Below are 21,769 nucleotides of genomic sequence, written 5' to 3'. Positions count from 1 at the left end.
ATATTGTGATGAACATTGCTCGTCAGCGGAGCTTGAGTCAGCAGGCACAGCAACGCCTGTTCGTTGCCGCGCTGCTGCGCGACCTGAGCCGCGGCGCTCATGCTCCGGTGAATTGCGCCGGTCATATGGCTAAAATCCCTCTGCTGGCCGATAGCGCCGCACTGATCGCGGGTAGAAGGCAACAATATTCAGAAAGCTGCCTGCTGGATCTGGCCGATAATCTGGATCTGCTGGCCCTGCATGAATTTCCACGCGGGCAGTATCCGGCTCATGCCGTCGAAACGATATGTGACTCCATCGGTTCACGCTATCTGCTCGACGATGTACTGGCGTTACGCGAAGTCGGGCTGGAGCGGGAGTTCTGGAGCGAACTGGCTTCAACAACGCTTATCAATAATCCCTGCTCCTTTACCCCGTTTTCGCCAAGGGGGCTTAGCGATGACGAACTGACTCAACTTTCCTCGCTGCTGGCGTGTGTAGTCGACCGGCATTGCCGTTCGGCCAGGCAACACTCCTTTATGGTTTCCGGCCTTGCCGCCTGTCTGGCGAAATTGTACGGATTTTCCCAAAGAGGCATTGCCCATGTCCGCATCGCCGGGCTTCTGCACGACACCGGTAAACTCGGAGTGCCTGCCGCGCTGCTGACGAAAGTCCAGACGCTGACCGATTTTGAACGGCGACAGATCCAAATTCATCCACAGTTGACCTGGGAAATTCTGTCCCGCATTCCTGGGATGCATGACATTGCGCGGATGGCCAGTTTTCACCACGAAAGGCCGGACGGCGAGGGCTATCCTTTCCGCCTGGGCGGGACGCAGTTGGATCTGGGGCCGCGCATCATTTCGGTCGCCGATTGTTACGCAGCCTTACGTGAACCTCGTTCTTACAAAACGCCGCTTCCGCCAGAGAAATGCCTGCGCATCCTGCAGGAGCGTGCTGAACATGGCGGCCTTGATCCTGACGTGGTCGGCGCACTGCACGCGAATGTTTTAGCTGCTGAAGAGGCCATGTTCACCGCATCTCTACTTCAGCCGTGATGCTGACATCAAATTCTCCGGCCTGCGCCTGCTCGCGCGGATTGCGGACCAGCTGAGCAACATAGCCCGTATCATGAAAACGGGCGTTTGGGTCATTGGCCGCTGCGCTGAAATCAACGTATCTGCCCGCCTCATTTTTTACACTCAGGGCGATGCCCGGCAGACTGGTTGCAATATGCCGGGCATCCACCCGCTGACCGCTAAAACTAAAATAGATGCTGATGTTGTCGTAATCCGCCGCATTTTTGCAGATCACGGGCAGATGAAAACCGACTGTTGAAAGCGCGTTCTTTTTACTCAGCGTAGCATCCGGGAATCTCACCCGCAGGTTTTCGCGAGTGACACTACACTGGCTGACGTTAAGTTTTAGCGCATTCAGCCCGAGCACCAGCGCCGGTGTCCCCTGACTGCTTATTGTCAGCAGGGCGGGCAACGTAAAATCACCGGCTGTGACATTCCCGATTTTAAACAACCGGATCGCGAAATTCCCCATCTCACTTCTTAGCCTGTCACCTGAAATGGTTTTGCCGTTTTGCAGGCATGTCGCGCCATCTGCAGTACAAAAACTAAAGCCAATACCGGGAATACCGCTCTGATAAATTCCGCGATCTTTATTCCATTCAGATTGTGCGATGGAGATTTGCAGATCCCCGCCCGGCAGTTTTGCGCGGCTGAATGTACTGGCAGGCCAGGTGGCGAGCAGAGTGCCGTCAGCCTGCACTTGTTTGACCGACAGGGCGCCGCCTTTAAGCATCAACAGGTTTTCCGTCGCGGCATGAGCAGGACAAAACGCCGCCGACAGGAAACACAAGGGCAGAGATAGCAGGGCAGTGCGTAAGGTTACAGGCATGATAATTTCCACAACGTTGAAGTGTCTGAAGGTGATGAGATTGTTGGTGTATCCGGTGAGGCAATATGGCAAAGCACTTGGCCGTGCAGCCGGGCCGTGAGCGGCCAGCGACGGTGTGTGAAGTCAGCAAGCAGCACCCCGGCAGCGCCCCCGACGCCCATTTCGGCGTGGTTCGCATCCTCAATCTCTGTGCCAAACGGCAGCGGTTGCCGGTGAGCGTCGAGAATCCTGGCGAAACGGCGGTCATGGCGAGTGACGTGGAACTCTGCCTCGATAATGGCCCCCTTCGTAGGGACGACTTTTTCCACACTGGCAGGGACATCGATATGCTTATTCAGGGAGTTGGGGTCCAGCCCGACATTGTTCTCGCGGTAAGGCACGGCATAAGGAATAACGGCATTCCCCCAGTGGTCGGTATAGAGATTCTGATTGTTTTCAATTTTTAGACCGCCAGTTTTCGGTGTATGCACCAGCACGACGGTATCACCCAGCGGCTGGCTGAGTGTGATGCCGTGATGATGCGCGATAACGCCACCCTGTAATCCCAGAAGGGTCTGCTGATAGCCTTCGCCCTGCGAAAAACCGGCGCTGACAATGCCGGCTGAACCACTGTAGGCACCGGACATATTTGACGAGGTGTTGCCACTCTGCGAGGAAAGACTAAGGTCGTAATTCAGCTGATTGTCGTCAAGGAAGCTGCCATTCAGAGAGGCCGTTTGCTGGCTGCTGCCGTGAGAACCACTCAGCGTATTAAATCCGGCGCGATGGTTTTGCGAGGTCCCGAGCGGGATCTGGACGTTAAAGGTCAGGCTGTTATCCACGCTGCCCTGCAGATCCCGCTGATGGGTGTAGTAAATCTGAAACTGAGACTGCCAGCGGCTCATACTCATCCCGAGGCGGGAACTGTGCCGATGAAGACCGGCCCAGGTCCGGTCTTGCGTGTAACGCAGCATCAGGTTCAGCTCATCAAGACTCTGATCCAGCTGTACGTTGTACTGGTCATGGTAGCGCTGACCCGTGGCGTGATGTTGTGCTGTGTTGATGGCGTCACTGACTTCCTGATAGTCCGGGTTGTACTTGTGTTTCCAGCTCAGGCTCAGCGCGCTTTGGGTCTGATTGACATTACGCACGAACAGCGTTTCAAGCTGTTTTCCCTGCCAGGACCCGGCATCCGGCGTAGTGCTGACTTCGCTGTGCTTGAGCAGTGCCGACACACCGCCAAGTACCGGTACGTTTGCCGCTATCCCGCCGCCGCTGTTCTGATACCGAAATGCCTTGCCGCTGGCCAGTTGCTGCCCGGCGAGCAGGGTGAATGTGTTATTGAATCCGTAAAAAACGCTGGCCTGATAAATTGCAGGGGAGAGCGATCCCGCGCCGCTGCTACGGTAGCGGCCACCTGACAGTTCATAGTTGAACACCCCCGGTGGCAGCAGTGCGGCAATGGAATTGAAAGCCTGGGTGAAATGCTGAACGCTGCCGTCGGTCTCAGTGACGGTAATATCGAAATCACCGGAACTACTGGCACTGTGCAAATCTCTGATGACAAAGGGACCGGGTGTGAGGCGGCGCTCATCAATAACAAAACCGTTCTGTCGGATCACGATTGTGGCATTGGTTCGCGCGGTGCCGCTGATGGCCGGCATGAAAAACCGCTGATTATCAGGACGCATCTCGTCACTGGAGTACACCGTCATGCCGCGCATCGATACGGAAGAGAATATTTTGCCATTGGTGAAGAAATCGCCGCCGCGAAATGTACTTTTTAAGCGGGCGATATCGCGGGTGAGATAATTGGCACTGCTCTCGTAGCGGGCACTCTCACCGTGCTGATAACGAAAATACCCGTCATTGCGCAGCCGCCAGTGCCCCAGATTCAGGCCGTTGTTGAGCGTGGAACTGATGCTGCTGCTCTGGCCCTGGCTGCCGGTGGTGCGCTGCAAGCTGAAATTGTAATTGATGCGAGCGGCAGTTAGCCCGGGACGCCAGCTCTCCTGCGGGGCAATATCACCGGAGCTTTGATTCAGCCGCGCCTGGGGTACCGTCAGGGAAAGTTTTTCACCCCCTGCGTCGTAAACGACGGCTGCCTTATCGACAAATGCGGCCAGCGGGTGCTCACCTTCAGGGGAACGGTCAACGATAATGCCCAGGGTGTTAAGTTGTTTGGCCGTAAACACCGGCTGCACAGCACCTTGCGTCAGGCGAAAAGGCTGCGTTATCTGACCGACGCTTTCATTATTGAGCACCAGCGTGACCGGATAATCTCCCGCCAGCGTCTGGCTGCCTTTGAGTAATACCGAGGTGTCGACTCCACGCAGATTATCCATTTTTTCCATCAGTGACAGATCAAAGTCTTCGCCGAGTGTCTGGCCGTGATGGCCTGCGGATACCATGAAAAGAATGAGATAACGTGGGGTGATTTTCATGATCAATGGCGGGATCCGGGCCTGATGGCCCGGTAACGACTGACGGTGAAGGATGAGATGTGCCAGACGCTATTTCCGCAAGCTCTCTTAATAACGGCAACGGTTACTTGTAGGTGAAGGCGAAAGCGGCGCTTGATGTGACTTTTCCAGCTGTCACGGTCTCACCCTGTTTCGCGTATTCCACGATGAAATTAATGTTGCCGTTACCCCCGTTCAGACGATCCATGTAATCCCCTGCAGGCACTTCCCCACCGTTAACCAGTAAAGGAGAGCTTGCATTGCTTTCGGTGAACAGCTCAAAGCCAACGCCCTGCGCACTGTCATTGTCGGTGCTGGTATTGGTGAGAACCTCAGGCGTATCGTTGTTGCTCTGGCCTTCGATGGTCAGCGTGATATCGTCCGAAGTGGCCTTAGAAGCGCAGTCTACATTCAGCTGGAATCTCTGCTGCTGATCCGCGGTGGCGTCGCCGGTGGAAAGCGCGGCAATTTTATCCAGCTTGATTTCAGGCAACGTCACGGAATGTACGGTGGTGCTGTCATCGATGGTACAGGTTGGGGCTTTTACCTGTCCGCTGAACTGGATCTCAATAGACGATCCAGCAGGGTCATCGGCCATGGCGCTATTCATAAACGGCAACAGCGATAATGCGACGGCGCATACAACTTTATTTTTTGTAAACATCATTATTTCCTTATTTACTTTCTTATTTATGTAAAGCAGGGGGAAACACTTCCCAAATGGGAAGTGATTACGTTAATAACAGGGATGATTTAAACGTAACGGCGATTATAAAGAGATGTGTTGTATTTCTGATAACCCGCCAAAATCATTGATAATATCATAATAGATTGAGTGAACTGTTTTCCCCCCAGGGACAGGTATCGTTAATGTGGAAAAAGGGGCAACCATATTCGCTGTCAGTTCATTATCTTTATTAGTAATCGGGCCATCCCAGACTTTATTAAAGGTTATATGATAAGGCGTCGGGTTGGTGACAATGACTTTGCCGGGCATCGCGCGCCATGTCATCCTGGTAAAGCTTTCATGTAACTCAGGATCGATACTTTTAGGGCGATAGAAAATCTTTATTCGGGTTTTAAACGCCACCACCAGTTGCGGACCTTTCGACACTTGATGCTGTGGGATCTCCTTAATATTCAGCCACATCATGGTTTCCCGGTCAGTGGGCAATTTCTCACTGTCAATCTTCTCAATGCGCAGGGTGCTGGTGGTGTTTGCATTGATTTTAGATAACGGCGGATAGACCGTGAACCGTTCTTCCTCCTGCGCATTTTCATCTTCAATCCATGCCTGCGCCAGGAAATTAAGATCGGTAGGGTTATCCACTTTGACGGAGACTTGCGAAGCGCTTTGCGGATAAATCACCCGTGTTTCATCGAGCACCAGGGATGCATGAGATAAAAAGGGCGCAATATATATCAATGCAGCAACTGAGAGCCTGACGGCTTTTTTGACGATCATTGTATTTTCCGCAAATAAAATGGATTTCATTAAGGAGTGTTACACTCTGATGCGACGAGTATAATTTCCGGGTGTAAACGAAACATAAATAGCGGTTAGATAGAGATAGTAGTGTTGCGAAAATGAAAATGAATAAAAGAGAATGTGAAGCAAGGGAGGCGTTTTGAAAACTTGAGGTAAAAAGAGATATTGGGAGGGGTGAGTTGGCGACTGTGGGATCGCTCAACTCAGACAGTTTTTTTAAGCTTTGTGCTCTCCGGCGACGTTATTTCGCCTGCAATTCTCTGCGCACGATTTCTGCACCGGCGCTTAATGCATCCAGCTTGCCTCGCGCGACGCCACGCGGCAGCGGGATCATGCCGCAGTTGGTGCACGGATAAAGTTTGTCGGCATCAACATACTGCAGCGCTTTTCGAAGCGTAGCAGCGACTTCTTCCGGCGTCTCAATTGTATTGGTAGCCACGTCGATGGCGCCGACCATCACCTTTTTGCCGCGAATAAGCTCCATCAGCTCCATCGGAACATGCGAGTGATGGCACTCCAGAGAAATAATATCGATATTCGATTTTTGCAGTTTCGGGAAAATCTCTTCGTACTGTCTCCACTCAGTGCCCAGCGTTTTTTTCCAGTCTGTGTTGGCTTTAATGCCGTAGCCGTAGCAGATATGGACAGCCGTTTCACACTTCAGCCCTTCAATGGCTCTTTCTAATGTGGCTATACCCCAGTCGTTCACTTCATCGAAGAAGACGTTAAAGGCCGGCTCATCAAACTGGATAATATCGATGCCCACCGCCTCTAATTCTTTCGCTTCTTCATTGAGAATTTTAGCGAATTCCCAGGCGAGCTTTTCGCGGCTTTTATAGTGATTGTCATACAGCGTGTCGATCATGGTCATCGGTCCCGGCAGGGCCCATTTGATCGGTTGGGTGGTTTGCTTGCGCAGGAACTTCGCATCTTCAACGAAAACGGATTTCTTGCGGCTCACCGGACCCACGACGGTCGGCACACTCGCATCATAGCGGTTGCGGATCTTCACGATCTCACGCTTCTCGAAATCCACGCCCTCGAGATGCTCGATAAATGTTGTGACGAAGTGCTGGCGCGTTTGCTCGCCGTCACTGACGATATCAATGCCTGCCTGCTGCTGATCTTCCAGACATAAACGCAGGGCATCGAGTTTGCCGTCAACTAATTCCTGACCTTCCAGCTTCCACGGCGACCAGAGTGTCTCTGGCTGCGCAATCCAGGAAGGCTTGGGCAAACTGCCCGCAGTCGATGTGGGTAATAATTTTTTCATCACAGGTGACCTTATATTTTTATGGATAAATCAGATAACGGGTTCAGCAGACCATTGTTTAAGAACAGACTGATAAGGTTTTATAAATTGTTCTTCGGTAAATTTCCCTTGCTCAACAGCCAGCTGGCTACGTTCTTCCCGGTCATAAACAATGCGGGTTAATGAATAATCCTGGAAATTCAAACTTGGTTGATACTGTTTTCCCGCGCGGGAATTAGCATTGTAAATTTCAGGGCGATAAATCTTCTGGAAAGTCTCCATCGTACTGATGGTGCTGATCAGCTCAAGATCGGTGTAATCGCTGAGTAAATCGCCACTGAAGTAAAACGCCAACGGCGCAACGCTGTTTTCAGGCATGAAGTAGCGGGCGCGCAATCCCATTTTGGCGAAGTAGTCATCCGTCAGGGAAGGGGCATCCTGCTGATATTCGATGCCCAAAACCGGGTGCTGAGTACCGGTGCGATAATAGGTGTTTTTGCTCGACACACTCAGGCAGATAACCGGTGTTTTACTGAAGTGCGCTTTGTAAGTATCAGAACTAATGAAGCGTTTAAATATATCACCGTGTAATACGCCAAAATTATCCGGCAGGCTAAATCCTGCTTTGTCTTTATTATGTTCTGGCAATACCACGCTGAAATCATAATCGCGCACATACGAGGAAAAGTTATTCCCCAAAATGCCTTCAAAGCGCTGATTGGTTTTTTTATCAAGAATACTGGTTTTTAAAATTTCAATTACCGGGAAGGCGTCGGACACTCCCTCGCCCTTGATATTCAGCTGAGCCGTTATGATGTCCAGCTCAACGGTGTAGCGGTCACTCGTAGGGTTGTCCCATTGTGCCAGAGAATTAAAGCGGTTATCGATCATCGCCAGGGTATTGCGCAGGTTTTCCTGACGTTTCTCACCTCTGGCCAGATTGGCAAAGTTAGTGGTAATACGCGTATTTTTCGAAGGGTTATAATCTTCGTCAAAACGAATTGTCTTAAGCGTGAATGTAATGTCTTTTTTCATTTTTTCAGGTGTCCTGGCTGCTGAAAATTAATGATATTTCAGTAGTCTTTGAATTTTTATGGATACATCGCGATGTATCTTTTATGCCTGAGTCATTGAGTGAAAAACAGTGATTTAAATTCACCAAACATGAGACAAATTCATGATCCTGCCTGCGCATCACCGGGATACTTCGGCGCTGGCCGAAGCATCCCCTTTTTACCGGCAATACGCTGAGTGAAATTCATGAGAGGGCAGCAAGATGATCGCAGTACTTTTTGAGGCAGACGCACTACCCGAAGCGCGTGAGCGCTATCTTGAACTGGCAGCAGAACTGAAGCCGTTGTTGTCGGACACAGCGGGATTTATCTCCATTGAACGGTTCCAGAGCCTGAGCACACCCGGAAAAATTCTCTCGTTATCATGGTGGGAAGATGAGGAGGCGGTCGCCGGATGGAAGCAAAATATGATGCATCTGGCAGCCCAGAAAGAGGGCAAACAGTCGATTTTTTCATACTACAGAATACGCGTGGCCCAGGTATTTCGTGATTATTCGTCCGAGACATCTTTGAGCAAAGGAGCGCAACAACATGTATGACATTCACGTTGTGCTCGATAATACTTCATATTCGCTGGCTTCCTTCGGACGCGTGCTTGGTCTTAACGGTGTCGGGCTGGAAGGTGGTGGAGTATTTACCACTCCGGACGGCGGGCATGCGCATTTTCTGATAGAAGACGGCGAAAAAGCCCGCCAGGTTCTGACTGACGCAGGCTTTAATGTGAGAAAATTGTCGCGCCCGCTGATAAGGAAATTACCCCAGAAGCAGCCGGGCGAGCTGGGAGAAATCGCGGATACTTTGGCACAGAATGGCATTCGCATTCTGGTACAGTACAGCGATCACGATAACCGGCTTATTCTGCTCACGGATGACGATATCCGGGCGGCTGAAGTCACCCAAAAATGGGCAATACACGCTGCATGAAAGTTCTTCACAACGAACACGACAGTGAGCCGGATGCGTCTCTTGAACAATCCATGTCACTGGTCGCTTCCGCTATCTCTGACCCGTCACGGGTCACTATTTTGTGCGCCCTGATGGACGGGCGCGCGTGGACAGCCACGGAACTCAGTGCGGTGGCGGGCATCGCTGCCTCCACCACCAGCGGGCATCTTGCCCGGCTTCTCAGCAACGGGCTGGTGATTTGCCTGACGCAGGGACGCCACCGCTATTACAGTCTGGCGGGCCATCACATCGCGGGGCTGCTGGAAAACCTCATGAGCGTTTCCATGCGCAGCCAGACTGCTTTTACCCCGACTACGCCGGTCGTTTTGCGTTACGCCCGAACCTGTTATGACCATTTGGCCGGCGAACTGGCGGTAAAAATCTATGATTTTATGCTCCATAACCACTGGATTGAGGCTGACGGCAATGCGCTGACGCCCGCCGGGAAAGCGCATTTTCAACGTATTGGCGCAGTGCTTGATCCGCGTCCGCGCCGCAAGCCTTGCTGCCCATGCCTCGACTGGAGCGAAAGACGTTTTCATCTGGGCGGAGATGCGGGGCAGGCACTCATGACGCTGTTACTGCAGAAAAAGTGGATCACCCACACCCAGGGCTATCGCGAAGTGACCGTAACTCGCAGCGGCAAGACCGCTCTGAGTCGTCTGTTTAGTTTGGATCTGGATTAGCACCAACCTGGAGATTCAGGATGGAGTGACGCGGGGGGCGTTTATGGGTATCGCAGGATTTGTCTTTTTGCGCGATGGGGATAAGACAGGATTGGAGATAGGGGGACGACAAGGCTGATTGGGCCTAAAGGTTCGGATTTAATTCGTTCTCTTCGGACTTCGCAGGACAAATTGCAGGCACAAAAAAGCCCGCAGGGCTTGCGCCGTGCGGGCTCTTAGGACTTCATCGGATGACTCTGGTAATCACCGATGGAGAATTTTGGTGGAGCTGGGGGGATTTGAACCCCCGTCCGAAATTCCTACATCCTCGGTACTACATGCTTAGTCAGTCTTTACATTCGCCTGGCACCTGCGGACAGACACGCCACTACCAGACTAGCCTGATTAGTTTTAACACTTCAGCCCCAGGCAGGACATCCATGCGATCTCTTTTGGGTTTGACCTCTCTTGATCCCCGTCCTAAGAGCGGAGGCTAGGGAGAGAGGGCTCTTAGCAGGTTATTAAGCTGCTAAAGCGTAGTTTTCGTCGTTTGCGACTATTTTTTTGCGGCTTTTTACGAGGCAAACCGCCCCTCGGCATGCACCTTGGGTTTCGCAAATCCCGTCGAATCCAGAATCAGCCCCAATGTGTTGAACCCAGTATACCAGAACTGGCATCGGTGATGCCAGCGTGGAACGATAAGTTCTTAAATCAGTGTGAAAAGTACAAAATTCAGGCAGAAATTAACGGCCTGCGTGCTTCATGATACGCGCTTTGTCGACCTGCCATTCACGGTCTTTCACGTCATCACGTTTGTCATGCTGTTTTTTACCCTTCGCCACGCCGATTTTCACTTTGCACCAGGCATTTTTCCAGTACAGAGACAGGGCGACGACGGTGTAACCTTCGCGGTTAATGCGGCCAAAAAGTGAAGCCAGTTCGCGCTGATTGAGCAGCAGTTTACGCGTGCGCGTCGGGTCGCAAACGTAGTGTGAAGAGGCGACGGCCAGCGGCGTAAAGTTTGCGCCAAACAGGAAGGCTTCGCCATCAATCAGAATCACATAGCTGTCGCTGATGTTGGCTTTACCTGCGCGCAGGGATTTGACTTCCCAGCCCTGCAACGCAAGGCCAGCTTCGAATTCTTCTTCAATGAAGTACTCATGGCGGGCACGCTTGTTCAGCGCAATGGTTGCCGAGCCAGGTTTATGTGCTTTTTTCTTCGTCATAAGTGTCGTGAAGCCATAGGTAATCTGAGTTCAAAAAGTAACCTCATTGCGATTGCATCCTGTGAGGTCCAACGCGCTATCTTAGCACGAGATAAGGCTTAGCGTTTTTTTAACAGGGGATAAATGTTATTATTTGTCCGTTGTGTGACCATGGAAAATGCTATGCCTCAGATTAGCCGTACTGCGCTTGTGCCCTACAGCGTGGAACAAATGTACCAGTTAGTGAATGACGTCCAGTCCTATCCGCAGTTTATTCCGGGATGTACCGGTAGCCGGGTGCTGGATGCTGGCCCGACGCAGATGACTGCCGCCGTGGATGTGTCGAAAGCGGGGATCAGCAAAACGTTCACGACCCGTAATACGCTGACCAACAATCAAAGTATTTTGATGCAACTGGTGGATGGGCCGTTCAAAACCCTGATGGGTGGCTGGAAGTTTACGCCACTGAGCGCTGATGCTTGTCGCATCGAGTTTCATCTGGATTTCGAGTTCACCAATAAGCTGATTGAACTGGCGTTTGGCCGCATCTTTAAAGAGCTGGCCTCCAATATGGTTCAGGCATTCACCGTGCGCGCCAAAGAGGTTTACAGTGTCGCCTAAAATCACGGTGGAAGTGGCTTACGCCCTGCCGGAAAAACAATACCTGCAGCGGGTGAAACTGGACGAAGGGGCAACCGTTGAAGAAGCGATTCGCGCCTCTGGTCTGCTGGAACTGCGCAGCGATATTGATCTGTCGAAGAATAAAGTCGGTATCTACAGTCGTCCGGTCAAACTTGCAGATGTTGTGAGTGATGGCGATCGCGTTGAGATTTATCGACCGCTGATTGCCGATCCGAAAGAGCTGCGCCGTCAGCGGGCGGAGAAGGCCGGGAAGTAGGGCGAAGCGACGTTAAGATACAAAAAAGGTGCTCAGTGAGCACCTTTTTGCATTTCTGAGACCTTACTGTTTGGTAAGCGCCGGTTTGTTATCAATGTTGGTTAACACACCGCTGCTGTTGAAGGTCAGGGTCAGCGTCTGCTGCGTAACGCCTTCATGGCCAGGCTGCTGGCGGAAGACATAGAACCAGGTGTTAGTGCCGAACGGATCGGACATCATCGGGGTTCCCAGTGCATAAGCGACCTGCTGTTGTGTCATACCGACACGAACTTTAGACACATCGTTAGGTGTGAGGTAGTTCCCCTGGTTGATGTCAGGACGGTAAACCACTCGCTCCAGAGTGGAACAACCTGCGGTCAACATCAGAAGAACCGCTGCGACAGCGGTCAGCGTTTTACAGCGCATAGTGATTTGATTCCTTTTCGGGCCCGAGCAATACGCGGCTCATATGTTATATGCCGATGATAATAGACCTTGCCCCACTTTGAAACCGGTCTGACGGCGTTTTTGTTGTTCTGTATGACCCTGAGATCCCGAAAAAGTTTATGCAGCCAGCAGTTCTTTCGCATTCGCCAGCGTATTGCGCGTCACTTCACTACCGCCAAGCAGACGTGCCAGCTCCTGCAGGCGCGCCTTTTTATCCAGCGGGTGCATATGCGTTTCCGTCATTTCACCGTCTGTTTCTTTGCAGACATAGAAATGGTGATGCCCACAACCGGCTACCTGCGGCAGGTGGGTGACACACATAACCTGAGTGGATTCACCTAACTGACGTAACAATTTGCCAACGATGGCGGCGGTCGGGCCACTGATACCCACGTCCACTTCATCGAAGATCAGCGCCGGGGTTTCCATTTTACGCGCCGTGATCACCTGAATTGCCAGAGCGATGCGCGAGAGTTCCCCACCAGAGGCGACCTTGGAAATGGCCTGTAAAGGCTGGCCTGGGTTGGTGGTCACGCGGAACTCAATGCGGTCTGCCCCTTCGGCCGTGAGATGATTGACTTCAAATTTCACGTCGATGGTGAAGACACCGTGTGGCATAGACAGCGCATGCATGCTGTCCGTGATGTGCTGACCTAACTCCAGAGCATAATGCTGGCGAACATCGTGAAGCTGCTTCGCCGTGGCCAGCGCCTCCTGATGATGGACATTCACCGCCAGGGACAGTGTTTCGAGCGAGTCGGCCTGATCGTCGAGCTGCTGCTGTTCATCCAGCAACGACTGGTGATAGTTCGGCAGCTCTTCCGGTGTGACGTAGTGTTTACGTGCCAGGGAGATCTGCCGGGAGATGCGCTGCTCCAGCTCGAATAAGCGGTTAGGGTCGAGATCCAGGCGCTCACAATAGTGACGCAGCTCTTCACCGGCTTCTGAAATTTGAATCGCCGCCTCTTCCAGCATGTCGAGCACGCCAGACAGCTTGCTGTCGAGACCGACCAGTTCGGTAATCTGTTGGCGCACGGTGTAGAGCTGGCTTTGCAGGTTGGTATCTTCGCCATCAGCCAGAAGATTCAGCGCTTGCTGGCTGGTCGAGATTAAATGCCCGCTGTTGGCGAGCCGTTTGTACTCTTCGTCGATCTGCTCAAACTCACCCGGCTGCGGGTTGAATTCGTTGAGTTCCTTCAACTGATAGTTCAGCAGTTCGGCGCGCGCGGCGCGCTCCTGACTTTGCTGCTGATGCTGTGCCAGTTCGCGGCAGCTTTGATGCCACTGACGATAGTGTTCAGCCATCAACTGAGTGAGCGCGTACTCACCGGCATAGCCATCAAGCAGGGCTTTTTGCTGTTCCGGTTTAATGAGCTGCTGATGCGCGTGCTGGCCATGAATTTGAATCAATAGCTGGCCCAGCTCACGCAGCTGAGAAAGGGGAACCGCAGTCCCGTTGATAAAGCCGCGAGAGCGGCCATCGCTGCTGATGACCCGGCGAAGTAAACACTCACGTCCATCTTCGAGTTGATTGACTTCAAGCCAGCGCAGCGCGGCAGGGGTATCTTTTAAGGAAAAGCGCGCGCAGAGATCGGCGCGGCTAGCGCCGGTGCGCACGATGTCGCCTTCTGCGCGACCGCCGAGACACAAGCCGAGCGCATCAATGGCAATAGATTTACCTGCACCGGTTTCACCGGTAATGGCCGTCATTCCGCTCTGGAAGTCGATCTCAAGCTCACGAACAATGGCAAAGTTGCTGATGGTCAGTTGTGCCAGCATAATTGTTTTCCTGTATGAAAAACCATAACTGTGTTTTCATACAGTATAAACTGGTTTTTTATCCAGTAAAGTGCTGGATGCAAATTTAGAACAATTTTTTTGACCAACCGAGCTTAGAACTTAATGTGTTGAAATAGCTGTAGTCTTTCGGATGTATCAGGTTCAGGTGGTAGTCACAGCGGCGAATTAACACGTCTTCGCCTTCCTGTATCGGTAACGCGATCTGGCTGTCGCAGCTGATTTCAAGATCGTTGCGGCGGTGCGAGAAGCGCAGGCGGATGGTGCTGCTGCTGTTGATAACCAGTGGGCGGGCCGAAAGGGTATGCGGGAACATCGGCACCAGCGTGATAGCATCCAGCGAGGGGGTCAGAATAGGCCCGCCAGCGGAGAGGGAATAGGCGGTCGAGCCGGTTGGCGTCGAGATGATTAGCCCGTCAGAGCGCTGGGAGAAGGCGAAGACTTCATCGATATAGACTTCGAATTCAATCATATGGGCGACTTTTCCCGGATGCAGTACCACTTCGTTGATGGCCGTGCTGATCCGTTTCTGGCAATCCTGCTGGCACACCTGCGCTTCGAGCAAAAAGCGTTTTTCGCTGATGTAATGGCCGTCCAGAACGTCGGCTAACTGCTGATGGGCGTTGTCGGGATCGAGGTCGGTCAGGAAGCCCAGGTTACCGCGGTTGATACCTATAACTTTGATATCGTAGCGTGCAAGAGTGCGAGCCGCGCCGAGCATATTGCCGTCACCGCCGACGACTACAGCGAGATCCGCCTGCTGGCCAATCTCCGCCAGCGTGCCGGTCTTTACATTTTTGAGCTGCAATTCCTGCGCAATTTGCTGCTCCACCATCACTTCGTAGCCTTTTGCGCACAGCCAGCGATACAACATTTCATGTGTCGTCAGCGCCGTAGGGTGACGTGGATGTCCGACAATCCCAATACACTTGAAATGATTATTCATTTTCTGGAGGTCCTTGTGCCGATTGATGGTGACAATATGCTTTGTTCCCTTGAATCCCGGAAACTGATCCCCATAATAAGCGAAGTTAGCGAGATGAATGCAGAAAAACGCGGAGAAATTCATGAGTAGTAAAGAACAGAAAACGCCTGAGGGGCAAGCCCCGGAAGAAATTATCATGGAACAGCACGAAGAAGTTGAGGCTGTAGAGCCGGATGCTTCTGCTGAGCAGGTGGATCCGCGCGATGAAAAAATTGCGAATCTGGAAGCTCAGTTAACTGAAGCCCAGAATCGTGAGCGCGAAAGCGTGCTGCGTATCAAAGCGGAAATGGAAAACCTGCGTCGCCGTACCGAGCTGGACGTGGAAAAGGCGCATAAGTTCGCGCTGGAGAAATTCGTCAACGAGCTGCTGCCGGTGATTGATAGCCTGGATCGTGCGCTGGAAGTGGCTGATAAAGCTAACCCGGACATGGCGGCGATGGTCGAAGGCCTTGAGCTGACGCTGAAATCCATGCTCGACGTGGTGCGTAAGTTCGGTGTTGAAGTGGTTGCGGATACCAACGTAGCGCTGGACCCTAACGTCCACCAGGCGATTGCGATGGTTGAATCTGAAGATGTAACTGCTGGCAACGTGCTGGCTGTGATGCAGAAAGGCTATACGCTGAACGGTCGTACTATTCGTGCTGCGATGGTCACTGTCGCGAAAGCGAAGGCATAATTTGCCTCTCTAGTGCCGGGTGGCGGCATTGCCTCACCCGGCCTACACACTAGCGTTCGGCTACGCTATCCCGCAGTGGTTTGACCGGGATAACTTTCACCTGTTTGATCATATTGTCCTGCACGTCCAGGATATCAATATCATACTGGCTGATGCGCACACGGGTGCCGGGTGCCGGGATCTCTTCCAGTGCTTCCAGAATCATACCGTTAATGGTGCGAGCGTCGTCTTCCGGCAGATGCCAGTTAAAGGCTTTGTTGAGTTCACGCACGTTGGCGCTGCCGTCGATTAGCACCGAACCGTCGTTTTGCGGCGTGACCTCTTCGGCGAGCGATGGCGACATTGACGTCGTAAAATCGCCAACGATCTCTTCCAGAATATCTTCGACCGTCACCAGCCCCTGGATATCGCCATACTCGTTGACCACCAGGCCCACTTTCTTTTTATTCCGCTGGAATTTCACCAGCTGCGTACTTAGCGGCGTGCCTTCCGGAATGATATAGAGTTCATCGGCGGCTCGGAGCATCACCTCTTTAGTGAACTCTTTTTTCTCGGTCATCAGGCGATAGGCTTCGCGCACGCGCAGCATGCTGATGGCGTCATCCAGTGAATCACGGTACAGCACGATGCGGCCATGGGGAGAGTGGGTCAGCTGGCGGACGATGGCTTTCCAGTCGTCGTTGATGTCGATACCCACGATTTCATTACGCGGCACCATGATGTCGTCAACGCTCACTTTTTCCAGATCCAGCACCGACAGCAGCATGTCCTGATTCCGACGCGAAATCTGCGAGCGGGATTCATGCACGATGGTGCGCAGCTCGTCTTTGCTCAGTGCGCTGCTGATCACCACGTCGGCTTTTATACCGACCATGCGCATCAGCAGGCGGGTAACCATGTTGAGCAGCCAGACCAGAGGCATCATCAGGATCAGCAGCGGGCCGAGCAGGAAGCTGCTCGGATAGGCGACTTTCTCCGGATAGAGGGCGGCGATGGTTTTCGGCAGGACTTCAGCAAACACCAGGACGACAAACGTTAGTACGCCGGTCGCAATCGCGACACCGGCGTTGCCGTAGAGGCGCATCCCAACAATAGTGCCCAGCGCGGAGGCGAGAATATTGACCAGGTTGTTGCCGATCAGCACCAGGCTAATCAGACGATCGGGCTTGCGCAGCAGCTTTTCAACGCGTCGGGCGGCACGGTTGCCTTGTTTAGCGCGATGACGTAACCGGTAGCGGTTCAGGGTCATCATGCCGGTTTCTGAGCCGGAGAAGTAGGCGGAGATGACCACCATGACGATCAGGGTGACGATCAGCGTGGTGGTGGAGATGTGTTCCAGGGGGAACTCCTTTGTTGCTTAGCCGACGAACTGCTGTATGACGCGGCTACCAAAGTAGGCCAGTGTCAGGATGCCAGCGCCAGCTACGTTAAACCAGACGACGCGACGACCGCGCCAGCCCTGGTGATAGTGGCCCCATAACAGGACAATATAGACAAACCACGCGATGATAGAGAGAACGGCTTTATCAATATTCTCAATGCTGAACAGGTTCTGCATATAAAACAGACCCGTGCAGAGCGTCAGCGTCAGTAGCACCACACCAATCTGAGTGATGTGGAACATCTTACGCTCAATGACCATCAGCGGTGGCATTTCCTGGTTGAAAACCAGCTTTTTGTTTTTCAACTGGTAGTCGATCCACGCCAGCTGCATGGCGTACAGCGCCGCAATGATTAGCGTGGCGTAGGAGAACAGCGACAGACCGATGTGGACCATCATGCCCGGCGTAGTTTCCAGATGCGTAATGAACTCGTTTGGCACGAAGGTCGCGAACGCCAGATTGATCAGCGCGAAGGCGTAGACAATAGGGAGCAGCAGCCAGCCGCGATTCTTCGACGCGACAATGGTCATCACCGTACAAATCATCAGGCTGACCAGCGAGCCGACGTTCAGTACGCTCAGATTTTGTACGCTGCCGTCGCCCGGAATAATACGTGATTCCAGTGCGAACGCATGGCTTACCAGTGCGATAACTGCCGACAAAATAGCCATCCGTCGCCAGGCGCTGTTTTTTTGCAACAGGCCGGGAATGATCAGCGCAAGGCTGAAAGAGTAGGCAACAAGGGCGATCAGTGCGAAAACAGGCATATAGGCGTCGACAGTTGTCTTAATAAGAAAGATAAGCAGTATAACGTTACGTGACGCGCGCTCCAACCGTTGCATAACAACAAAGGCGCCTTCATGTTATACTGCGGCAAAATTCTGTGTACGTGTCGCGCTAGCGACCTAACGTTTCTACCTCAGGCGAGAGACAATGTTTGATAATTTAACCGATCGTTTGTCGCGCTCGCTGCGCAACATCAGCGGCCGTGGGCGCCTTACCGAAGACAATGTGAAAGAAACGCTGCGCGAAGTGCGCATGGCGTTGCTCGAAGCCGATGTGGCGTTGCCCGTTGTGCGCGAGTTCATCAGCCGCGTAAAAGAGAAAGCGGTTGGTCATGAAGTGAATAAGAGCCTGACCCCGGGTCAGGAGTTCGTCAAAATTGTGCGCAACGAACTGGTTGCGGCAATGGGCGAAGAGAACCAGGTGCTGAACCTGGCCGCACAGCCGCCAGCGGTGGTGTTGATGGCCGGTCTGCAGGGTGCGGGTAAAACCACCAGCGTAGGTAAGCTGGGTAAATTCCTGCGTGAAAAGCACAAGAAAAAAGTGCTGGTCGTCTCTGCCGACGTTTATCGCCCGGCGGCGATCAAACAGCTTGAAACACTGGCTCAGCAGGTTGGTGTGGATTTCTTCCCGTCTGACGTCGCGCAGAAGCCCGTTGATATCGTTAATGCGGCGCTGAAAGAAGCGAAGCTGAAATTCTACGACGTGCTGCTGGTGGATACCGCCGGTCGTCTGCACGTCGACGAAGCGATGATGGACGAAATCAAACAGGTTCACGCCGCGATTAATCCGGTAGAGACCCTGTTTGTTGTTGATGCAATGACCGGTCAGGATGCGGCGAATACCGCAAAAGCGTTTAACGAAGCGCTGCCATTAACCGGTGTCGTGCTGACCAAAGTCGACGGTGATGCCCGCGGTGGTGCGGCGCTCTCGATTCGTCATATCACCGGTAAACCGATTAAATTCCTCGGCGTCGGCGAGAAGACCGAAGCGCTGGAGCCGTTCCATCCGGATCGTATTGCTTCCCGTATTCTTGGCATGGGCGACGTGCTGTCGCTTATCGAAGATATCGAGAGCAAAGTTGACCGCGCGCAGGCTGAGAAGCTGGCGAGCAAGCTGAAAAAAGGCGACGGTTTCGATCTGACCGACTTCCTGGAACAGCTCCGTCAGATGAAAAACATGGGCGGCATGGCCAGCCTGATGGGCAAACTGCCGGGCATGGGCCAGATCCCTGATAACGTGAAAGCGCAGATGGATGACAAAGTGCTGGTGCGCATGGAGGCGATCATCAACTCGATGACGCTGAAAGAGCGTGCGAAGCCTGAAATCATCAAAGGGTCGCGCAAACGCCGCATCGCCGCTGGTTGCGGGATGCAGGTGCAGGATGTAAACCGCCTTCTGAAGCAGTTCGACGACATGCAGCGCATGATGAAGAAAATGAAGAAGGGCGGTATGGCGAAAATGATGCGTGGGATGAAGGGCATGATGCCTCCAGGATTCCCAGGCCGCTGAAACAAGGGATATAAGGCTATCTTGTTTGCCATTTTAGCTCCGGGGTGTGCTCGAAATGCTCACGTACTACGTGTACGCTCCGCTTTCTGCGCGCACGCCGGAACTAAACTGGCTGCACCGATATACGCCTTATAACCCTTGTTTGGCATATGTGAAGCATATGCTGATTGCAATTTCTCCAGAAATCAGTAAAATTTTCGGGCTTTTAATATGACACTGGGCTCCGTTCCTCGATGGGGCCCTGTGTTTTATTCACACAAGAGGATGTTATGGTAACTATTCGTTTAGCACGTCACGGCGCAAAAAAGCGTCCGTTCTACCAGGTTGTTGTGACTGACAGCCGTAATGCACGCAACGGTCGCTTCATCGAGCGCGTTGGTTTCTTCAACCCGATCGCTAGCGGTTCTGAAGAAGAAACCCGTCTGGATCTGGATCGTATCGCTCACTGGGTTGGCCAGGGCGCTACTGTTTCCGATCGCGTTGCTACGCTTATCAAAGCAGCAAACAAAGCAGCTTAATCTGTCACGGTGGTCATGATGAGCAATAAAGCACCTGTTGAACCGATCGTATTGGGAAAAATGGGTTCTTGCTACGGTATCCGTGGTTGGCTCAGAGTGTTTTCCTCCACTGAAGACGCTGAAAGCATTTTTAACTACCAGCCCTGGTTTATCCAGAAAGGTGGTAAGTGGGAAGCGGTCGAGCTGGAAAGCTGGCGCCACCACAATCAGGATATCGTGATCAAGCTGAAAGGCGTTGACGATCGCGATGCGGCGAATCTGCTGACTAATTGCGAAATTGTCGTCGATTCATCGCAGCTGCCTTCGCTGGAAGAGGGTGATTATTACTGGAAAGATCTTATGGGTTGCCAGGTTGTCACCACTGAAGGCTATGGCCTGGGTAAAGTCATCGATATGATGGAAACCGGGTCAAATGACGTTCTCGTCATTAAGGCAAACCTGAAAGATGCGTTTGGCATCAAGGAGCGGCTGGTTCCGTTCCTCGATGGGCAGGTTATCAAGAAAGTCGATCTCACTACGCGAACTATCGAAGTAGATTGGGATCCTGGTTTTTAAATTCTCCGGATAAACGGTAAAAGACGGCGCTATGTGGATTGGCATAATTAGCCTGTTTCCTGAAATGTTCCGCGCGATTACTGATTACGGGGTAACTGGCCGGGCAGTAAAAAAAGGCCTGCTGAACATCGAAAGCTGGAGTCCTCGTGACTTCACGCATGACCGGCACCGTACCGTGGACGAACGTCCTTACGGCGGCGGACCGGGGATGTTAATGATGGTGCAACCCTTACGGGACGCCATCCATACAGCAAAAGCCGCGGCAGGTGAAGGCGCAAAGGTGATTTATCTGTCACCTCAGGGACGCAAGCTTGATCAAGCAGGCGTAAGCGAACTGGCCACGAATCAAAAGCTGATTCTGGTATGTGGTCGCTATGAAGGGATAGATGAGCGCGTAATTCAGACCGAAATTGATGAAGAATGGTCAATCGGCGATTACGTTCTCAGCGGTGGTGAGTTACCGGCAATGACGCTGATTGACTCCGTTGCCCGGTTTATTCCGGGTGTACTGGGCCATGAAGCTTCAGCAACAGAAGACTCTTTTGCTGATGGATTGCTGGACTGTCCACACTATACCCGCCCTGAAGTGTTAGAAGGGATGGAAGTACCGGCGGTATTGCTGTCGGGGAACCATGCCGAGATACGTCGCTGGCGTTTGAAGCAGTCGCTGGGCCGAACCTGGCTTAGAAGACCTGAACTTCTGGAAAACCTGGCTCTGACTGAAGAGCAAGTAAGGTTGCTGGCGGAGTTCCAAAAAGAGCACGCACAACAGCAACATAAACATGATGGGCAAGCGTAAAACGCTCCCGATATATCAGTTTACCCAGGATAAGAGATTAAATTATGAGCAACATTATTAAGCAAATTGAACAAGAGCAGATGAAGCAGGACGTACCTTCATTCCGTCCGGGTGATTCCGTGGAAGTGAAAGTATGGGTTGTTGAAGGTTCCAAAAAACGTCTGCAGGCATTCGAGGGCGTGGTTATCGCTATTCGTAACCGCGGTCTGCACTCTGCATTCACTGTTCGTAAAATTTCCAACGGCGAAGGTGTTGAGCGTGTCTTCCAGACTCACTCTCCAGTAGTTGACAGCATTACTGTCAAACGTCGTGGTGCTGTACGTAAAGCTAAACTGTACTACCTGCGTGAGCGTACTGGTAAGTCTGCTCGTATCAAAGAGCGTCTGAACTAAGACTCGCTTAAGCAACATCCTGTTAAAAGGGCTGGCCGCAAGGCCGGCCCTTTTTTATGTAAATCCCCGCCGCTTGTTAACCTTCATTT

General features: G+C 52.4%; 24 protein-coding genes and 1 other RNA gene. 12 read left to right on the top strand and 13 right to left on the bottom strand.

Translation table 11 applies throughout. From position 1 onward, the window contains the following. Positions 1-8: 8 nt before the first annotated feature. Positions 9-1,037, top strand: a complete 1,029-nt coding sequence (locus ETG88_RS06570) for an HD-GYP domain-containing protein (protein ID WP_252152559.1) — start codon at positions 9-11, stop codon at positions 1,035-1,037. On the opposite strand, the gene ETG88_RS06565 is transcribed toward ETG88_RS06570, so the two are convergent. From ETG88_RS06565 to ETG88_RS06540, 6 genes are all read right to left on the bottom strand, one after another. Then, a complete protein-coding gene (locus ETG88_RS06565) occupies positions 1,012-1,887 on the bottom strand; it encodes a hypothetical protein (RefSeq protein ID WP_129034995.1) in 876 nt (291 codons plus the stop codon). The genes ETG88_RS06570 and ETG88_RS06565 overlap by 26 nt on opposite strands. After that, positions 1,878-4,310, bottom strand: a complete 2,433-nt coding sequence (locus ETG88_RS06560; protein ID WP_129034994.1) for a fimbria/pilus outer membrane usher protein — start codon at positions 4,308-4,310, stop codon at positions 1,878-1,880. Before ETG88_RS06560 ends, ETG88_RS06565 begins: the two co-directional genes overlap by 10 nt. 103 nt (positions 4,311-4,413) lie before the next feature. Further along, positions 4,414-4,995: a fimbrial protein gene (locus ETG88_RS06555; protein ID WP_129034993.1), complete on the bottom strand. Its 582-nt coding sequence runs from the start codon at positions 4,993-4,995 to the stop codon at positions 4,414-4,416. 102 nt (positions 4,996-5,097) lie between these two features. Then, positions 5,098-5,793, bottom strand: a complete 696-nt coding sequence (locus ETG88_RS06550) for a fimbrial biogenesis chaperone (protein WP_164971773.1) — start codon at positions 5,791-5,793, stop codon at positions 5,098-5,100. A gap of 265 nt (positions 5,794-6,058) precedes the next feature. After that, entirely contained in the window at positions 6,059-7,090 is a 1,032-nt protein-coding gene (locus tag ETG88_RS06545) for a methionine synthase (protein WP_100779234.1), read from the bottom strand. A 30-nt stretch (positions 7,091-7,120) separates the two neighbouring features. After that, positions 7,121-8,104, bottom strand: a complete 984-nt coding sequence (locus ETG88_RS06540) for a DUF1852 domain-containing protein (RefSeq protein WP_129034991.1) — start codon at positions 8,102-8,104, stop codon at positions 7,121-7,123. Positions 8,105-8,345: 241 nt separating this feature from the next. Here ETG88_RS06540 and ETG88_RS06535 point away from each other — a divergent pair, with 241 nt between their 5' ends. From ETG88_RS06535 to ETG88_RS06525, 3 genes are read left to right on the top strand one after another with little or no spacing between them, the layout of a single operon-like run. Then, positions 8,346-8,681, top strand: a complete 336-nt coding sequence (locus tag ETG88_RS06535; protein WP_129034990.1) for an antibiotic biosynthesis monooxygenase family protein — start codon at positions 8,346-8,348, stop codon at positions 8,679-8,681. After that, positions 8,674-9,066 carry an amino acid-binding protein gene (locus ETG88_RS06530; protein WP_129034989.1) on the top strand — a complete coding sequence of 131 codons (393 nt, stop codon included), beginning with the start codon at positions 8,674-8,676 and terminating at the stop codon, positions 9,064-9,066. The genes ETG88_RS06535 and ETG88_RS06530 overlap by 8 nt, the downstream gene beginning before the upstream one ends. Then, positions 9,063-9,773 (top strand): ArsR/SmtB family transcription factor, encoded by a 711-nt coding sequence (locus ETG88_RS06525; protein WP_129034988.1) that lies wholly within the window; start codon positions 9,063-9,065, stop codon positions 9,771-9,773. Before ETG88_RS06530 ends, ETG88_RS06525 begins: the two co-directional genes overlap by 4 nt. A gap of 260 nt (positions 9,774-10,033) precedes the next feature. Here the strand turns inward: ETG88_RS06525 and ssrA are convergent. Together ssrA and smpB are read right to left on the bottom strand one after the other, a co-directional pair. Beyond that, positions 10,034-10,396: a transfer-messenger RNA gene (gene ssrA, locus ETG88_RS06520) on the bottom strand. A gap of 99 nt (positions 10,397-10,495) precedes the next feature. Beyond that, positions 10,496-10,978, bottom strand: a complete 483-nt coding sequence (smpB, locus tag ETG88_RS06515; protein WP_095282985.1) for an SsrA-binding protein SmpB — start codon at positions 10,976-10,978, stop codon at positions 10,496-10,498. Between the two features lie 162 nt (positions 10,979-11,140). On the opposite strand from smpB, the gene ETG88_RS06510 reads away from it, so the two are divergent. Together ETG88_RS06510 and ETG88_RS06505 are read left to right on the top strand one after the other, a co-directional pair. Next, positions 11,141-11,578 carry a type II toxin-antitoxin system RatA family toxin gene (locus ETG88_RS06510; protein ID WP_198520732.1) on the top strand — a complete coding sequence of 146 codons (438 nt, stop codon included), beginning with the start codon at positions 11,141-11,143 and terminating at the stop codon, positions 11,576-11,578. Then, complete coding sequence (locus tag ETG88_RS06505) at positions 11,568-11,855, top strand: RnfH family protein (RefSeq protein WP_100779240.1); 288 nt, start codon at positions 11,568-11,570, stop codon at positions 11,853-11,855. The genes ETG88_RS06510 and ETG88_RS06505 overlap by 11 nt, the downstream gene beginning before the upstream one ends. A gap of 63 nt (positions 11,856-11,918) precedes the next feature. Here ETG88_RS06505 and bamE read toward each other — a convergent pair whose 3' ends face one another. The 3 genes from bamE to nadK all read right to left on the bottom strand — a co-directional run bounded on the left by bamE (position 11,919) and on the right by nadK (position 15,024). Beyond that, positions 11,919-12,260: an outer membrane protein assembly factor BamE gene (bamE, locus tag ETG88_RS06500; RefSeq protein ID WP_100779241.1), complete on the bottom strand. Its 342-nt coding sequence runs from the start codon at positions 12,258-12,260 to the stop codon at positions 11,919-11,921. A gap of 138 nt (positions 12,261-12,398) precedes the next feature. After that, entirely contained in the window at positions 12,399-14,060 is a 1,662-nt protein-coding gene (gene recN / locus ETG88_RS06490; protein WP_129034987.1) for a DNA repair protein RecN, read from the bottom strand. Between the two features lie 85 nt (positions 14,061-14,145). Further along, a complete protein-coding gene (nadK, locus tag ETG88_RS06485) occupies positions 14,146-15,024 on the bottom strand; it encodes an NAD(+) kinase (RefSeq protein WP_015960089.1) in 879 nt (292 codons plus the stop codon). Between the two features lie 121 nt (positions 15,025-15,145). On the opposite strand from nadK, the gene grpE reads away from it, so the two are divergent. After that, positions 15,146-15,739, top strand: coding sequence for a nucleotide exchange factor GrpE (gene grpE, locus ETG88_RS06480; protein WP_142503618.1), 594 nt, complete (start codon positions 15,146-15,148; stop codon positions 15,737-15,739). Positions 15,740-15,788: 49 nt separating this feature from the next. Here grpE and ETG88_RS06475 read toward each other — a convergent pair whose 3' ends face one another. Then, on the bottom strand, positions 15,789-17,078 hold the full coding sequence (locus ETG88_RS06475) for an HlyC/CorC family transporter (RefSeq protein WP_129034986.1): 1,290 nt from the start codon (positions 17,076-17,078) through the stop codon (positions 15,789-15,791). 18 nt (positions 17,079-17,096) lie between these two features. Next, positions 17,097-17,888, bottom strand: coding sequence for a cytochrome C assembly family protein (locus ETG88_RS06470; protein ID WP_100780834.1), 792 nt, complete (start codon positions 17,886-17,888; stop codon positions 17,097-17,099). 166 nt (positions 17,889-18,054) lie between these two features. Here ETG88_RS06470 and ffh point away from each other — a divergent pair, with 166 nt between their 5' ends. The 5 genes from ffh to rplS all read left to right on the top strand — a co-directional run bounded on the left by ffh (position 18,055) and on the right by rplS (position 21,680). After that, positions 18,055-19,416: a signal recognition particle protein gene (gene ffh / locus ETG88_RS06465; RefSeq protein WP_100779246.1), complete on the top strand. Its 1,362-nt coding sequence runs from the start codon at positions 18,055-18,057 to the stop codon at positions 19,414-19,416. Between the two features lie 269 nt (positions 19,417-19,685). Continuing rightward, the gene (gene rpsP, locus ETG88_RS06460; RefSeq protein WP_014171249.1) at positions 19,686-19,934 is read left to right on the top strand and encodes a 30S ribosomal protein S16; all 249 of its coding nucleotides are present in this window, start codon (positions 19,686-19,688) and stop codon (positions 19,932-19,934) included. A gap of 15 nt (positions 19,935-19,949) precedes the next feature. Then, positions 19,950-20,489, top strand: a complete 540-nt coding sequence (rimM, locus tag ETG88_RS06455; RefSeq protein ID WP_100779247.1) for a ribosome maturation factor RimM — start codon at positions 19,950-19,952, stop codon at positions 20,487-20,489. Between the two features lie 31 nt (positions 20,490-20,520). Continuing rightward, positions 20,521-21,288, top strand: coding sequence for a tRNA (guanosine(37)-N1)-methyltransferase TrmD (gene trmD / locus ETG88_RS06450; RefSeq protein ID WP_100779248.1), 768 nt, complete (start codon positions 20,521-20,523; stop codon positions 21,286-21,288). Between the two features lie 44 nt (positions 21,289-21,332). Continuing rightward, positions 21,333-21,680 (top strand): 50S ribosomal protein L19, encoded by a 348-nt coding sequence (gene rplS, locus ETG88_RS06445; RefSeq protein ID WP_095282974.1) that lies wholly within the window; start codon positions 21,333-21,335, stop codon positions 21,678-21,680. Positions 21,681-21,769 lie beyond the last annotated feature (89 nt).

Source organism: Lelliottia nimipressuralis (assembly GCF_004115925.1).
GTDB lineage: Bacteria > Pseudomonadota > Gammaproteobacteria > Enterobacterales > Enterobacteriaceae > Enterobacter > Enterobacter nimipressuralis.
This window is presented reverse-complemented; position numbering and strand designations above follow the sequence as displayed.

Coding starts and splice junctions, on each gene's coding strand:
- recN (WP_129034987.1), bottom strand. CDS start 14,060: ATGCTGGCACAACTGACCATCAGCAACTTTGCCATTGTTCGTGAGCTT.
- ETG88_RS06540 (WP_129034991.1), bottom strand. CDS start 8,104: ATGAAAAAAGACATTACATTCACGCTTAAGACAATTCGTTTTGACGAA.
- rpsP (WP_014171249.1), top strand. CDS start 19,686: ATGGTAACTATTCGTTTAGCACGTCACGGCGCAAAAAAGCGTCCGTTC.
- smpB (WP_095282985.1), bottom strand. CDS start 10,978: ATGACGAAGAAAAAAGCACATAAACCTGGCTCGGCAACCATTGCGCTG.
- ETG88_RS06510 (WP_198520732.1), top strand. CDS start 11,141: ATGCCTCAGATTAGCCGTACTGCGCTTGTGCCCTACAGCGTGGAACAA.
- ETG88_RS06530 (WP_129034989.1), top strand. CDS start 8,674: ATGTATGACATTCACGTTGTGCTCGATAATACTTCATATTCGCTGGCT.
- ffh (WP_100779246.1), top strand. CDS start 18,055: ATGTTTGATAATTTAACCGATCGTTTGTCGCGCTCGCTGCGCAACATC.
- ETG88_RS06525 (WP_129034988.1), top strand. CDS start 9,063: ATGAAAGTTCTTCACAACGAACACGACAGTGAGCCGGATGCGTCTCTT.
- ETG88_RS06570 (WP_252152559.1), top strand. CDS start 9: ATGAACATTGCTCGTCAGCGGAGCTTGAGTCAGCAGGCACAGCAACGC.
- rimM (WP_100779247.1), top strand. CDS start 19,950: ATGATGAGCAATAAAGCACCTGTTGAACCGATCGTATTGGGAAAAATG.
- ETG88_RS06555 (WP_129034993.1), bottom strand. CDS start 4,995: ATGATGTTTACAAAAAATAAAGTTGTATGCGCCGTCGCATTATCGCTG.
- ETG88_RS06560 (WP_129034994.1), bottom strand. CDS start 4,310: ATGAAAATCACCCCACGTTATCTCATTCTTTTCATGGTATCCGCAGGC.
- ETG88_RS06565 (WP_129034995.1), bottom strand. CDS start 1,887: ATGCCTGTAACCTTACGCACTGCCCTGCTATCTCTGCCCTTGTGTTTC.
- ETG88_RS06470 (WP_100780834.1), bottom strand. CDS start 17,888: ATGCCTGTTTTCGCACTGATCGCCCTTGTTGCCTACTCTTTCAGCCTT.
- grpE (WP_142503618.1), top strand. CDS start 15,146: ATGAGTAGTAAAGAACAGAAAACGCCTGAGGGGCAAGCCCCGGAAGAA.
- ETG88_RS06545 (WP_100779234.1), bottom strand. CDS start 7,090: ATGAAAAAATTATTACCCACATCGACTGCGGGCAGTTTGCCCAAGCCT.
- ETG88_RS06535 (WP_129034990.1), top strand. CDS start 8,346: ATGATCGCAGTACTTTTTGAGGCAGACGCACTACCCGAAGCGCGTGAG.
- ETG88_RS06550 (WP_164971773.1), bottom strand. CDS start 5,793: ATGATCGTCAAAAAAGCCGTCAGGCTCTCAGTTGCTGCATTGATATAT.
- trmD (WP_100779248.1), top strand. CDS start 20,521: ATGTGGATTGGCATAATTAGCCTGTTTCCTGAAATGTTCCGCGCGATT.
- rplS (WP_095282974.1), top strand. CDS start 21,333: ATGAGCAACATTATTAAGCAAATTGAACAAGAGCAGATGAAGCAGGAC.
- bamE (WP_100779241.1), bottom strand. CDS start 12,260: ATGCGCTGTAAAACGCTGACCGCTGTCGCAGCGGTTCTTCTGATGTTG.
- nadK (WP_015960089.1), bottom strand. CDS start 15,024: ATGAATAATCATTTCAAGTGTATTGGGATTGTCGGACATCCACGTCAC.